At 45.9% G+C, this 14,845-nt stretch carries 7 protein-coding genes and 2 tRNA genes; 7 read left to right on the forward strand and 2 right to left on the reverse strand.

Annotated features, from left to right (window positions below; translation table 11 throughout):
- Positions 1–119 precede the first annotated feature (119 nt).
- Positions 120–193: transfer RNA gene (locus DWY55_RS20775), tRNA-Asn, on the reverse strand.
- Between the two features lie 21 nt (positions 194–214).
- Positions 215–288, reverse strand: a tRNA-Asn gene (locus DWY55_RS20780).
- An 81-nt stretch (positions 289–369) separates the two neighbouring features.
- Here DWY55_RS20780 and DWY55_RS20785 point away from each other — a divergent pair.
- The 7 genes from DWY55_RS20785 (at position 370) to DWY55_RS20815 (ending at position 14,680) form a co-directional block, all read left to right on the forward strand.
- Entirely contained in the window at positions 370–1,353 is a 984-nt protein-coding gene (locus DWY55_RS20785) for an adenosine kinase (RefSeq protein WP_022402172.1), read from the forward strand.
- 108 nt (positions 1,354–1,461) lie between these two features.
- Positions 1,462–3,228, forward strand: a complete 1,767-nt coding sequence (locus DWY55_RS20790) for a S41 family peptidase (protein ID WP_035447150.1) — start codon at positions 1,462–1,464, stop codon at positions 3,226–3,228.
- A 154-nt stretch (positions 3,229–3,382) separates the two neighbouring features.
- Positions 3,383–4,780: a DUF5723 family protein gene (locus DWY55_RS20795; RefSeq protein ID WP_022402170.1), complete on the forward strand. Its 1,398-nt coding sequence runs from the start codon at positions 3,383–3,385 to the stop codon at positions 4,778–4,780.
- A 120-nt stretch (positions 4,781–4,900) separates the two neighbouring features.
- Positions 4,901–7,738, forward strand: a complete 2,838-nt coding sequence (locus DWY55_RS20800; protein WP_117879219.1) for a hypothetical protein — start codon at positions 4,901–4,903, stop codon at positions 7,736–7,738.
- Positions 7,739–7,905: 167 nt separating this feature from the next.
- Positions 7,906–10,197, forward strand: a complete 2,292-nt coding sequence (bglX, locus tag DWY55_RS20805) for a beta-glucosidase BglX (RefSeq protein ID WP_057281418.1) — start codon at positions 7,906–7,908, stop codon at positions 10,195–10,197.
- 218 nt (positions 10,198–10,415) lie between these two features.
- Positions 10,416–13,067, forward strand: coding sequence for a glycoside hydrolase family 2 TIM barrel-domain containing protein (locus DWY55_RS20810; protein ID WP_057281417.1), 2,652 nt, complete (start codon positions 10,416–10,418; stop codon positions 13,065–13,067).
- 47 nt (positions 13,068–13,114) lie between these two features.
- The gene (locus tag DWY55_RS20815) at positions 13,115–14,680 is read left to right on the forward strand and encodes a sulfatase family protein (RefSeq protein WP_081030682.1); all 1,566 of its coding nucleotides are present in this window, start codon (positions 13,115–13,117) and stop codon (positions 14,678–14,680) included.
- Positions 14,681–14,845 lie beyond the last annotated feature (165 nt).

Raw genomic sequence — 14,845 nt, forward strand, 5'->3', positions numbered from 1 at the left:
TAGACTTGCTAAATTATATGCTTAAATATAAAATACCTCAGATTGTTACGTTGACCCGTCTTTTGTGTGGGATAATGTGGGAAAACAAAAAAGGTTCGCCTAATTGACGAACCTTTTTGCTCTTCCTCTTGGACTTGAACCAAGGACCCTCTGATTAACAGTCAGATGCTCTAACCGACTGAGCTAAGGAAGAATATGCATTCAATTTTTTTCGCTCTTCCTCTTGGACTTGAACCAAGGACCCTCTGATTAACAGTCAGATGCTCTAACCGACTGAGCTAAGGAAGAATGTTGTTTTTTCTCAAATGCGCTGCAAAAGTAATAGGATATTTTGAAATATGCAATATCTTTGCAAAAAAAATATCGAAGATGGATAAAATAATTGGGTTGGGCAATGCTTTGGTCGATGCGCTGGCAATCATTGAAGATGATAATATTTTGACGGAGATGCAGCTTCCGAAAGGAAGCATGACGCTGATTGATGAAGATAAGTTCTTGAAAATTAGTGAGTATTTCAGCCGGATGAAGACGCACTTGGCTAACGGAGGTTCTGCCGGAAACGCAATTCGGGCAATGGCATGCCTTGGTGCGGGTACGGGATTCATCGGAAAAGTAAGCAATGACTTTTACGGTAACTTTTTCCGGGATAGCCTGCTGGAACGTGGGACAGAGGCGAATTTATTGCTTTCCACTACCCTTCCGTCCGGTGTAGCCTCTACTTTCATTTCTCCTGATGGGGAGCGTACTTTCGGCACTTATTTGGGGGCGGCTTCTACATTGAAGGCGGAAGATCTTTCGCTGGATATGTTCAAAGGATATGCTTACCTATTTATAGAGGGGTATCTGGTGCAAGACCATGATATGATTCTCCGTGCCATTGAGCTGGCTAAAGAGGCCGGCTTACAAGTATGTTTGGACATGGCGAGCTACAATATAGTAGAAGGAGACCTTGAATTTTTCTCTCTGTTGGTCAACAAATATGTGGATATTGTTTTTGCCAATGAGGAAGAGGCAAAGGCCTTTACGGGTAAGGAACCGGAGGAAGCATTGGACATCATTGCCAAAATGTGTAGCATAGCCATTGTAAAGGTGGGTGCCCGTGGTTCTCTGATTCGCAAAGGTACAGAGATGGTGCAGGTACAAGCGGCTCCGGTAGAGAAAGTGGTGGACACTACAGGAGCTGGCGACTATTTTGCGGCAGGTTTCTTGTATGGACTGACGTGTGGCTACTCGCTGGAGAAATGTGGCAAGATAGGCTCCCTTCTCTCCAAAGATGTGATACAAGTGGTGGGTACGGAGCTTCAGGCAGCACAATGGGAAAAAATCAAGGAAGAAATTTTATTAATTAATTAATGTGCTGATGTGCCAATGTGTTAATTGGCTGCGCAATATTTGTTTCGCTATTACGCTGCAGGTTATTAGCACATTGGCACATTGGCATATTAGCACATTATCATAATTATGAGAAGAATTTTAAAGATACGCTGGATGGTTGCCTTGCTGATTGTAGCGGGAGCCGTTTGTTTTTGGGGGTTTAAGAGTGGTGATAGCCGTAGTTTCCAAATAGCAAAGAATCTGGATATATTCAATTCCATTGTGAAAGAGTTGGATATGTTCTACGTGGATACGATTGATCCGAACAAGACTATCCGTGAAGGCATTGATGCCATGCTCTACTCGCTGGACCCCTACACGGAGTATTATCCGGAAGATGACCAAAGCGAATTGGAGCAGATGCTGAAGAATTCCTATGGTGGTATAGGTTCTGTGATTACTTGGAATCCGAAACTGAAACGTTCCATGATATCTGAGCCATACGAGAATATGCCTGCTGCCGATGTAGGCCTGAAAGCCGGAGATATTTTGATGGAAATTGACGGAAAAGACCTTGCCGGAAAGAACAACCAGGAAGTCAGCGAGATGCTTCGCGGACAAGTGGGTACCAGCTTCAAGCTGAAAGTGCAACGTCCCGGTACAGAGAAACCGTTGGATTTCGACATTGTGCGCCGTTCCATCCAATTGCCGTTCATACCTTATTATACGGTGCTGGATAATAATATAGGTTATATCAATCTCAGCACCTTCTCGGGGAATCCTTCCAAGGAGTTCAAGCAGGCTTTTCTGGACTTGAAGAAGCGGGGGATGACTTCGTTGGTGATTGACTTGCGGAACAATGGGGGTGGCTTGCTGGATGAGTCTATAGAGATAGCCAACTTCTTTCTGCCTCGCGGAAAAACACTTGTGACGACAAAGGGTAAGATTAAGCAAGCCAGCAATACCTACAAGACATTGCGTGAACCGTTGGATTTGGAAATTCCTTTGGCTGTTCTGGTCAATGGCGGAACGGCTTCTTCGTCAGAAATCCTTGCGGGCTCTTTGCAGGACCTTGACCGTGCGGTCATTATCGGTAACCGTACTTTCGGTAAGGGATTGGTGCAGACCACCCGTCCGTTACCATACGGTGGTACCATGAAGCTGACGACTTCCAAATATTATATTCCCAGCGGCCGTTGTGTGCAGGCTATCGACTACAAGCACCGGAATGAGGACGGCAGTGTGGGACGTATTCCGGACAGCCTTACTACCGTGTTCCATACGGCTGCCGGACGTGAAGTGCGTGATGGCGGAGGCGTGACTCCGGACATTGCGGTGAAGCAGGAGAAGCTGCCCAACATTCTGTTCTATCTTGTCAATGACAATCTTATTTTCAATTATGCAACGGACTATTGCCTGAAACATCCTACCATCCCTTCAGCAGAGAAGTTTGAAATTACAGATGCCGATTATGCGGACTTCAAGGCGATGGTGAAGAAGGCGGACTTCAAATACGACCAACAGACAGAGAAGATGCTGAAGAACCTGAAGGAGATGGCCGAATTTGAGGGCTATCTGACTGATGCTTCGAAAGAGTTTGAAGCGCTGGAGAAAAAATTGTCGCATAATCTGGACCGTGACCTTGACCATTTCTCCAAGGACATCAAGGGCATGATTGCGGTAGAAATCATCAAGCGTTATTATTTCCAGCGTGGAAGCATTATCCAGCAGTTGAAAGATGATGATGACTTGAAAGAGGCTGTAAAGATACTGACTGCTCCGGCAAAATACAAGGAAATGTTGAGTGCTCCGACAGTGACGTCAATGTCTCTGCAACAAAGAAAGGAGGCAGCCCCGGTTTTTCTGAGTACCGCTACGAGAGCAAATGAGCATGTTTATGATGAAATAGTATAAGGGCATTCTTAAGAGGGTTCTTTTATTTGCTCCTTAATTTATACCGGATAGTCTCTGTATAAGCCTTTTATGCACGGCTATCCGGTTAAGTTGTTTGTAGGGTATTAACTTGTTTTATATTTTTGCAGGTGATAATGAAAATATTGACAAGGTTATGAAACGATTGAATTCTCTGAAAGTATGGCTGTCTGTGGTATTGTTGCTTTGCTTCTCTCTTTCCGGACAAGCCCAGTTCCTGCGCACTTCCTACTTTATGGAAGGAAGTAACCAGCGTATGCAGCTCAATCCGGCCTTGATGCCGGGACGCGGTTATCTGAATATTCCCGTGATAGGTTCGTTGAATGCTACCGTCAACTCCAGTTCCCTGGGGTATAGGGATATTATGGACATTATTGAGAACAGTGATGACAGCGACTATTTCATGAGCAATGACTTTATGAACCGACTGGATGCTACCAATAACTTGAATGTGAATTTGAGTACCGACATTCTGTCTGCCGGGTGGTATAAAGGAAAGAACTTCTGGTCAGTCAATGTGGGGTTGCGTAATGATATCGGTGCCGCCATACCGAAAACCATGTTCCAGTTTATGAATAACATGAGCAGCCGGGAGTTTGGTGACAATATTTCTGACTATTTGGGTATTAACGAAACCATTAATGGACAGAAGCTTGAGATAAATTCCTATGCGGAAGTCGGCCTTGGCTTTGCAAGGAATATCACAGACCGACTGGCTGTAGGTGGTAAGGTGAAGATGCTGCTGGGTATCGGTAACTTAAAGCTGAACATCAACCAGATTCATGTGGAAACTCCTTCTGTCGGCTCTTCAGGAGTGACGAGTAAAGCTTCCATTCAAGTGGATGCAACTTTGGAGAACTCGTCAAAGCTGTTGGAGCTTCCCGAGAATGAGAGTGGCGATTATATCGATGAAATCGATTTTGGCAGTTTCGGTTTTGCCGGATATGGTGGGGCTATTGATTTGGGAGTATCTTACAAGTTACTGGATAAATTGACACTTTCTGCTTCAGTTCTTGATTTGGGTTTTATCAAATGGTCTAAATCGAATACCAGTATAGCGCGAGCCAATGCAGAGCAGACTTATGATCTTCTTGACCCGGCCTCGCAGCAGGAGTTCATGAATATTGTGAACAGCGGCGAGATTCTTAACTATGACATGTTGAAGCTCAAGACGGAGGAGGCTTCTGAGAAGAGCCGTACCCGTGGATTGACTTCTACAATGGTTCTTGGCGCTGAATATGCCTTATTGAATGATTGGCTGGTAGTGGGTGCCTTGTATACCGGTCGTTTTGCCAAACCGAAAACTTTGAATGAGTTGACTTTCTCTGCCTGCATCCGTCCGACGAATGCTTTCAATGTAGCTGCCAGCTATTCCGTACTTCAAGGAGCTGGTAAAACCTTCGGTCTGGCATTGAAGCTGGGTTCCTTCTTTGCAGGAACAGATTATATGTTCTTTGGCAAGAATACGAAGAATGTCAATGCTTACTTGGGGGTTTCTATTCCTTTGGGAAAACAGAAAACGGCTGAAAATTAATAAAGTGAGTTATCAGTTGTCGCGGGTTATCTTTCTATAAAAGAGGATAATCTGCGATTTTGTTTTTACGAAAACGCAAAAAGCTTTATCTTTGCTGGTAAATACCTATAAACAGTACTCATGAGAATTGCAATAACGTTTCTCTTGTTTTTGGTTTTCAGTAGTTTGCTGCAAGCTTCACCCATACCTTTTTCTCCTATAGTGAGGAACTATTCGGTGTCGGATTATAATGCCGGTATTCAGAATTGGGCCATTGCTCAAGACGAAAGAGGAGTGATGTATTTCGGTAATAACAGTGGGCTGTTGGAATTTGATGGAAGTGCTTGGCGGCTGTATGAATTACCGACAAAAGGAATTGTGCGTGCTATATATATCAGTGAAGATGGAAGAATTTATGTAGGCTCTTACGAAGAATTCGGTTATTTTGTCCGTACTCCTTATAATACCCTTGAATATCACTCGCTAAAAGATGAGGTGAAGGACTTTACTTTTCATAACGACGAAATCTGGAACATTGTTTGCGTTCAAGGGGAAATTGTATTTCAATCGTTTGGTTCTCTCTTTTTTTATAATGGAAATTCTGTGGAAGGTATTCGGGTGAAGAGCCTTCCGCTGAACTTATTTCAGGTTGGAAATACTTTTTATTCTCAAAGAATAAATGGTGGACTTTGTGTCTTTTCCGACAGGAAAATGGAAGAACTTATTCCCAGAAAGGTATTTGGAAATAGCGATGTCTTGGCTGGGCTTCCTTATGATGATGCCGTTTTAATGCTTACCCGTAATCAGGGAGGTTTTCTCCTCTATCGAGATGGGAGGGTAGAAAAATGGGAAACCGAATGTGATGATATATTCAGGAAGCATACCATTAATCGTGCGGTGATGACCAAAGACAGTTGCTACGTTGTTGGCACAATATCCGATGGTATATATGCGTTGGATAAAAAAGGAAAGCTGATTTGGAAGGTCAATACGGATAATAAACTACAGAACAATACTGTTTTGAGATTATATTGTGATGATGACAACAATATATGGACAGCTTTGGATGAAGGTATTGCCTATATACACAACAATTCTTTAATCTATTATTATGAACCTCCATTTCGTAAAATAGGCATGGTATATGATGTTCTGGTAAGGGAAAATGAAGCTTATATTGCTTCTAATCAGGGACTTTATTGGCTTAAGGATGGAAAGACTGAATTAGTTCCGGGTTTGGAAGAACAAGCGTGGTTCGTCGATGAATGGGGAAAACAGATTTTTTGCGGGCATAACAAAGGAACTTTCCTTATATCGGGGTTGAAGTCAAAGTTGGTATCTGATGTAAAGGGAGGGATGTGTATGGAAAAGATTGAATCGAAGGAAGAATCTTTTTTATTGGAAGGAACTTATGCGCTTTTAAATCTATATACGGAAGATACTTCGGGAGCATATGGTTTTATCCGGTCTCTGCGTGGATTCAGTCATATGGTCCGTCACATAGAGGTGGACCATCAAGGGAATATCTGGGCGAAACACTTAAGGAATGGTTTGTATCGTTTTCGGATTGATCCGGATATGAAGCAGGTAAAGGATGTACGGAAGTATGAGGGCCTGGGAGAAGTGAAAGGTGGGAGTTTTACTTTGTTCAAAATCAATGGTCGGGTAGTTTTTTCTAATGGGGAATATTTCTATACTTACGAAGATATGACTGATTCGATTGTTCCCTATGAAACAATGAATGAACAATTGATGGAATTGAAGGGAATCAAGACAGTGAGTCGTGCGAACGGAGATTACTATTGGTTTGTGGGTGATAGGATAGTGTATTTAGTGAAGTGTGCGATAAATACTTTCAATATCGAACTCCGGATTCCATATTCTTTGTTTGACGGTCTGACGGTGGAAGAACGGGGAAGCGTGGCTTATGACGTGAGGAATGGCTGTTCCTATCTTTGCCTGAACAATGCCATTGCCCGTATTGAGACGGACAGTTCCTCGTTATATAAATCTCGGGTCAGACGCTCTTTATGGATTTCGGGAATGCGGGTCATTGATGAATTCAGTGGTAAGCGGAAAACATTGGTCGTGCAGCCGGGAGCCAAGGTGGAGCCTGAGTTTAATACGGTGAATTTTACATTGTGTTATCCGGTTTATAGTAATTATACTTATAAGGTAAGGTATCGGTTGGAAGGATATTCTGACCAATGGGTGCCGGGTGGACGCTATTTGCAGAAGAAGTATTCTCGGCTCTCCTATGGAAGTTATGTTTTTCAGGCAGAGATATATGATACCGATAGAGTTTTGGCATCGGTAGAGCTTCCTTTTGAGATTTTGCGTCCGTGGTATTTGTCTTATTGGGCTGTGGGAAGTTATATCTTGGCAGGATTGTGTCTGTTGGCTTTATTGCAATATCTGGTCTACCGTTTCGTGAAGAAAAAGAAAGACCGTGTGATTGAACGGCAGCGCGTAGCCCATCAGGCAGAGCTTGAGCGGCAGGAGAAGAAGATTGTTGAGTTGGAAAAGGAGCAGCTTGAGGCCGATTTGCGTTTTAAAAGCAAGGAGTTGTCCGGTGTGGTAATGACAAATATTGCTCATCAGGAATTTCTGATTTCTTTGAAAGAAGAGATACAGCGGCAAAAGTTGTTAGGACAGTATAGCCGTAAAAACTTGGATAAGCTGCTCACTTTAGTTAATAGCAATATAGTGTCCGATGAAGAGAATTGGACTATGTTTCAGGCTAATTTTGACCGTATACACGAAAACTTCTTCCGTAATCTGAAACTTCAATATACAGATTTGACTTCAGGAGATTTGCGCTTTTGCGCATTGCTTCGCTTGAATATGCCGACAAAGGAGATAGCGAAGTTGCTCAACATTTCCACGCGTGGGGTTGATGCTGCAAGATACCGGTTGCGCAAGAAATTCAATCTGCTTCCGGAAGAAAGTCTGACTGATTTTCTTATAAACTTTAAATAGCTGCTTTACAGTGAAATATTAATGGGGGAAGTACTAATATTGTACTTCCTCTTTTGTTTTTTAGTGATGGTTGTACTTTTGTTGTAGTACGGGATGTGGAGATTGTCGCATGCTTTTCTTTTATTTGCAGTAAAATAATATTTCTATCAATTAAAAGCATGAAAAACATGAAGCATTTACTTTTCAAGTTACAATTATTTTTAGTCTTGTTGGTGTTTACTGCCGTTAGTGCGTATGCACAGAAATCTCCGGTTGATATGGATCGTTTCATCGACGATTTAATGAAGAAGATGACCCTGGAAGAGAAAATAGGTCAGTTGAATCTGCCGGTTACCGGTGAGATTACGACCGGTCAGGCTAAAAGTAGTAATGTGGCCAAACGTATTCGTGCCGGTGAAGTGGGCGGGCTTTTCAATCTGAAAGGCGTGGAACGTATCCGCGATGTACAGAAGCAGGCGGTTGAAGAAAGTCGTTTGGGTATTCCTCTCTTATTTGGTATGGATGTTATTCATGGATATGAAACGGTGTTTCCCATTCCTTTGGGATTGTCGTGTACATGGGATATGAAGGCGGTTGAAGAATCGGCACGTATTGCAGCCATTGAGTCCAGTGCTGACGGTATTTGCTGGACATTCAGTCCGATGGTGGATATTTGCCGTGATGCCCGTTGGGGGCGTGTGTCCGAGGGCAACGGTGAAGACCCGTTTCTGGGAGCAGCCATTGCGCAGGCCATGGTACGTGGTTATCAGGGAAAGGATATGAACCGTAATGATGAGATTATGGCTTGTGTAAAGCATTTTGCCTTGTATGGTGCCGGTGAGGCAGGACGTGACTATAATACAGTAGATATGAGTCATCAGCGCATGTTCAATGAATACATGTTGCCCTATCAAGCGGCGGTTGATGCCGGTGTGGGAAGTGCGATGGCCTCTTTCAATGAGGTCGATGGCATTCCCGCTACTGGAAACAAGTGGTTGATGACGGATGTATTGCGTAAGCAGTGGGGGTTTGACGGTTTTGTAGTGACAGATTATACCGGAATTACAGAAATGACCGACCATGGCATGGGCGATACGCAGACTGTTGCCGCGTTGGCGCTGAATGCTGGTGTCGATATGGATATGGTGAGCGATGCATTTGTAGGTACGCTCAAGAAGTCATTGACAGAAGGAAAAGTGACAGAAGAAGCTATTAATGCGGCTTGTCGCCGTATTTTGGAAGCTAAGTACAAGTTGGGCTTGTTCGATAATCCTTATAAATACTGTGATGTGAAGCGTGCCAAGAAGCAAATCTTTACCAAAGAGCATCGTGCCGTTGCGCGTAAGATTGCTTCGGAGAGCTTGGTGTTGCTGAAGAACGAGGGTAATGTGCTTCCGCTGGCCAAGAAGGGCACTATTGCTGTGGTAGGTCCGTTGGCAGACAGCCGCAGTAATATGCCGGGTACTTGGAGTGTGGCTGCCGTATTGAAGAATGCTACTTCTTTGGCTGAAGGTTTGAAGGCGGTAGCAGGCGGTAAAGCCGAAATACTGACTGCGAAAGGCTGTAATTTGATGAGTGATGCCGAATATGAGAAACGTGCCACTATGTTCGGACGTTCTTTACACCGTGACAATCGTTCGGACAAGGAGTTGCTGGACGAGGCTCTTGCCGTGGCTGCCAAATCGGATGTTATTGTGGCTGCGCTCGGTGAGTCTTCGGAAATGAGTGGAGAGAGCAGTTGCCGCACGAATCTTGAAATGACGGACACCCAACGCATACTGTTACAGGAATTATTGAAAACGGGAAAACCTGTGGTACTGGTGCTGTTTACCGGTCGTCCGCTGGTACTGAACTGGGAGCAGGCAAACGTGCCGGCCATTCTGAATGTATGGTTTGCGGGCAGTGAGGCAGGTTTTGCCATCGGCGATGTACTGTTTGGTGATGTGAACCCGAGCGGAAAGCTGACTACGACTTTCCCGAAGAGCGTGGGACAGATTCCTTTGTTCTACAACCACAAGAACACGGGCCGCCCTCTTGCCGACGGTGCATGGTTCCAGAAATTCCGCAGCAACTATATAGACATAGACAATGAACCGCTTTATCCCTTCGGTTTCGGTTTGAGCTATACCACATTCTTTTATAGCGACGTGGCTTTGGACAAGACTAGCATGACGGATAAGGGCGAACTGACTGCTACCGTGACTGTGACCAATACCGGCAAGAGAGACGGTGCAGAAGTGGTTCAACTTTATATTCGTGACCTTGTGGGAAGTGTAACCCGTCCGGTGAAAGAGTTGAAAGGCTTTGAAAAGATTTTCCTGAAAGCCGGCGAATCTAAAAAAGTATCTTTCAAGATTACCCCCGAATTGCTGAAGTTCTACAACTACAATCTTGATTTTGTATGCGAGCCGGGTGACTTTGAGGTGATGATTGGCAGAAGTTGCCGGGACGTAAAAAAAGCAGCGTTCAAGTTACTCTAACTGATTCCCAAGGCGGCAATATGCAGCATTCGAGCCACTGCGTTGAGATGGCATTGTTGCTGCATATTGTCTGCATTTTCACTGCAAACGTTTTGCAGCGCTACTGCAAAGGTGTTGCAGCGTCATTGCAAAAGTGATGCAGTGCCACTGCAAACTATATGCAGTATTCTTGCAGTATTTGCTTGACTTGTGTAAGATAATATGATCTATTGAAAAACATGAAGAAAATATTTTTATTAATATTGTGTCTGTCCACCATGTACCCGGTTGTCAATGCTGGGCGGGTGGTTCAGAGTTTTAATGACGGCTGGTATTATGCTGCATGTGATGACAATCGGTTGCAGGAAGTGCAACGCCATGAAGAAGGTTGGCAGCAGGTACATCTGCCGCATACCTGGAATGCGGATGCCTATTCTACCCGTAACTACCGCAGGGCTTCTTCCTGGTATAAGAAAGAGTTCCGTACGGATGCCGCGCAGATGCGGGATAAACAGCTTTACCTGAAATTTGATGGTGTCAATTCTCTGGCAGATGTGTACCTCAACGGCGAGCTGCTCACTACCCACAAAGGAGGTTACTCTGCCTTTACCGTAGACATTACGGATAAAGTAAGGACCGATGCCCCGAATCTGCTGATGGTGCACGTCAATAATCAGAACGACCGGATACCTCCTTTGTCCGGCGACTTCACCATCTTTGGCGGCATCTACCGCAATGTGTGGCTCATCAGTGCTGCAAAGCAGCACATCAGCCTTACCGACTATGCCTCTACGGGCATTTATGTCGATTTGCCTTCCGTGAGTGAGGATAGGGCAGAAATCAGTGTGCGTGGGACTTTGGTGAACCGTGATGTGCGGCGTGCGGTGTTGAAGTTGGACGTCGAGGTGCTGGATACAGATGGGAAGACCGTAGCCCAATCTTTGCGCAGCGTCCGGATAGATGCCGACGGGGCGTTCGCCTTCGAGGAACGGTTACAGTTGGAAAAGCCACAGTTGTGGTCGCCCGATTCCCCTTATCTGTACAGCGTGAAAGTTTCTTTGAAAGATGTGCGTGGCAAGGTGTTGAAAGATGAGACACGTGTCCCTTTGGGGGTCCGCTGGTTCAGCGTGGATGCGCAGGAAGGCTTCAAGTTGAATGGGGAACCCCTGAAACTTATGGGAGCTTGCCGTCATCAGGACCAGATGCCGATGGGCATAGCGCTTTCGGATGAGATGCACCGCAGGGATATGCAGTTGCTGAAAGACATGGGTGTGAACTTTGTCCGTCTGGCACATTACCCACAGGACGATGCCGTGTTGCGTGCTTGCGACGAACTCGGCATGCTGGTATGGGAGGAGATTCCGGTAGTAGATTTGATAGCTTTGGGTGACGAGTTCCGCGCGAATGCCACAAGCGCCTTGCGCGAAATGATTCGCCAGCATTACAACCATCCGTCCGTCATTATGTGGGGGTATATGAACGAGGCTGTTATCCAGCTGCAGTATCGGGTGAAGAAACAACGGCTCAACGGTTTCTACGAGAATACCTTGGCGCTTGCCCGGCATCTGGAGGAAACTCTGAAGAGGGAAGACCCCTACCGTCTGAGTACGATGGCCTACCACGGCAATCAGATTTACAATAAAATCGGTCTCAGCAATATCACCGACATTTCCGGTTGGAACCTTTATCAGGGCTGGTATGAGAACGACTTCAAGTCTTTCGACCGCTTTGTGGACGAAGAGTATCGTAAATACCCGCACCGTCCGTTAATAATCAGTGAGTTCGGTGCCGGTTCCGACCCGCGCTTGCAGTCGCTCGATCCGCAGATATTCGATTTCTCCATGCAATGGCAGCAGTTGTACCTCGAATACTATCTGCCCGCTATCATGAAGCGACCGTTCATAGTGGGCGCCACGGAGTGGAACTTCATTGATTTCAGTTCTGCCAGTCGCCAGGAGGCTACGCCGCATATCAATAATAAAGGACTGATGTACAATGACCGCCGTCCTAAAGATGTGTTCTATTATTTCCAGGCATTCCTGCGCAAGGATATTCCGGTGCTGCACATTGCTGTGGATGACTGGAAGCATCGGACTGTGGTTTCGGACGGTGAAGCGGTGGAACATCCGGTGAAAGTGTATTCCAATCTGGATAAGGTGGAGTTGTCTGTCAACGGCACGAAGCTCTCCGTGCAAGGCATCGAGAATTGCCATGCAGTGTGGCAAGTGCCTCTCGTTGCGGGGCGAAACACGCTTGTGGCTTCAGGTATCTGCCATGGGAAGAAGGTGGAGCAGGTTTCGGACATTTTTGTGAAGATGCAGCCTCGCCATATCGCGGCAGTCGGCTCCGGACAGCTGGAACTTGCAGTGAACGTGGGCAGCAACTGTTTCTTTACGGATGACAAGAGTGATCTTTGCTGGCTTCCCGACCAAGCTTATACTCCTGGAAGTTGGGGCTACATAGGTGGAGAGATTTTCCGCCGTTCTCCGGGACGTATCGGAACCACTGCCGAGGTGAAAGACACCCGTAATGTTCCTTTGCTCCAGACCAAACGCAAGGACATCAAGGCCTATCGCTTCGACTTGCCCGACGGCGACTATGAAGTGGAACTTCTTTTTGCTGACCTGAACGCACGTTCCGAGCGGGTGACTTACGATTTGGGAGCTGTCGCTACCCTAGACAATGCCGATTTCCGCGGCAGTGTCTTCAATGTTTCTGTCAACAACCGACCTTGGCTGAATCATTTCTCTCCGGCGATAGAAGTAGGCGGGAACCGTTGCATATCCAAGAAACTGCATGTTGCCGTAACCGGTGGAAACCTTACGGTGAACTTTGAGGCGGTGAAAGGGATGACGTTCTTGAATGGGATAAAGATATTCAGGATTCATTGATGTTCTATTCTTAATAATGTTGTATTAACCGATAAATTGAGTGAAATATGAAACACAAATTACTTACCGGGTCTCTCTCCTTCACAGTAGGGATGGGATTCAGCGCTTTGCCTGCCGTCGCGCAGCAATCTCCGGCTTCCACTGAGGTCAAGCCTAATGTAATCATTATCAACGTTGATGATTTGGGCTATGGCGACATTGGTTGTTACGGTGCCACCAAGGTCAAGACTCCCAATATAGACCGTCTGGCATCGCAAGGCCGTAGCTTTACGGATGCTCATTCATCCTCGGCTGTTTCCACGCCTTCACGTTATGGACTGATGACTGGTCAATATCCTTGCCGTGAGGATATTTGGGGGGCAATCTTCCTGAATCAGACTCTGCAAATTGATACGGCACGCACCACAATTGCGGATGTGATGAAACGTTCCGGCTATTCCACTGCCATCGTGGGGAAGTGGCATCTTGGATTTCGTACGGACGAAAAGATGGACTGGAACAAGGAACTGGCTCCCGGACCACTTGAATTGGGATTCGATTATTACTTCGGTGTGCCTATTCTCAACAGTCATCCACCTTTTGTTTATGTGGAGAACCATCATGTGGTGGGTTATGATCCCAACGACCCGTTTGTAAGAGGCAAGAGGGCAGAAACGGAGGAGTTCGATGAAAAATTCGGTATCAACTCTATTGGTGGAGCCACGGCTGCGCACCGTTTGTACAAAGACAGGGCTGTAGCCACTACTTTGAAAGACCGGGCCGTGCAGTGGATAAAGGAACATAAGGATTCACCTTTCTTCTTGTATTATGCTACCACCAACATCCATCATCCTTTTACACCGGCCGAACGCTTTGTAGGTACCAGTGAGGCAGGACCTTACGGTGATTCAATCCATGAATTGGACTGGGTGGTAGGCGAGATTATGCGTACCCTCGATGAGGAAGGGCTGGCGGGAAATACTCTGCTCATCTTCACCAGTGACAACGGAGGAATGCTGAATCATGGAGGGCAGAGAGCTTGGAAGGCAGGACACCATATCAACGGCAAGCTTCTTGGTTTCAAGTTCGGAGCTTGGGAAGGCGGGCATCGCATTCCTATGATTGCCCGCTGGCCGGGTAGGATTCCTGCGGGCAGCGTATCCAACCAGTTGATGTCCAATGTTGACATGCTTGCCACTTTGGCTGCCCTCACAGGATATGAATTGCAGGAGCAGGACGGGCCGGACAGTTTCAATATGCTTCCTGCCCTTATCGGAAATCCCGGGAAAATGATTCGGGACCATATTATTATCTGTCCTTCCCAAAAGAGCCATCTTTCCATTCGCAAAGGGAAGTGGGTCTATATTCCGGCGCAAAACAGCGGCGGATTTACCGGAAAGAATGTCGGTGACCATGACTTGGGCGGGGCATCCGCTTTCCAGCTCACCCATCGGGTGAACAGCGATATAGAAAATGCCCGGATAAAGCCGGATGCACCCTCTGTGCAGCTTTATAATTTGGAGGAAGACCCATACCAGACCACAAATGTGTATGAACAGCATCCCAAAGTGGCACGCAGGCTGGCGCGGATACTGGAGGAGAAGATAAGGAAGTCGGATGCCACAAGAAAGTGACAACCGATAGATTGATGAAAAACATAATTTGAAAAATGAAGAATACCATGATGAAAAAGTTTTTTGTAGGTTTATTCTCCCTTTTGATGGGAGTAGGCAGCGCTTTTGCGCAGACCAATATGTCTAGTGAAATGTATGACCTTGCCAAGATGAAGGAAGGCTTGC

The organism is Bacteroides sp. AF25-38AC, assembly GCF_003602995.1.
Taxonomy (GTDB): Bacteria; Bacteroidota; Bacteroidia; order Bacteroidales; family Bacteroidaceae; genus Bacteroides; species Bacteroides uniformis.

What these genes read in the sequence shown, in the direction of transcription:
- DWY55_RS20785 (WP_022402172.1), top strand. Translation starts at nt 370, where the DNA reads ATGGATAAAATAATTGGGTTGGGCAATGCTTTGGTCGATGCGCTGGCA.
- DWY55_RS20790 (WP_035447150.1), top strand. Translation starts at nt 1,462, where the DNA reads ATGAGAAGAATTTTAAAGATACGCTGGATGGTTGCCTTGCTGATTGTA.
- DWY55_RS20815 (WP_081030682.1), top strand. Translation starts at nt 13,115, where the DNA reads ATGAAACACAAATTACTTACCGGGTCTCTCTCCTTCACAGTAGGGATG.
- bglX (WP_057281418.1), top strand. Translation starts at nt 7,906, where the DNA reads ATGAAGCATTTACTTTTCAAGTTACAATTATTTTTAGTCTTGTTGGTG.
- DWY55_RS20800 (WP_117879219.1), top strand. Translation starts at nt 4,901, where the DNA reads ATGAGAATTGCAATAACGTTTCTCTTGTTTTTGGTTTTCAGTAGTTTG.
- DWY55_RS20810 (WP_057281417.1), top strand. Translation starts at nt 10,416, where the DNA reads ATGAAGAAAATATTTTTATTAATATTGTGTCTGTCCACCATGTACCCG.
- DWY55_RS20795 (WP_022402170.1), top strand. Translation starts at nt 3,383, where the DNA reads ATGAAACGATTGAATTCTCTGAAAGTATGGCTGTCTGTGGTATTGTTG.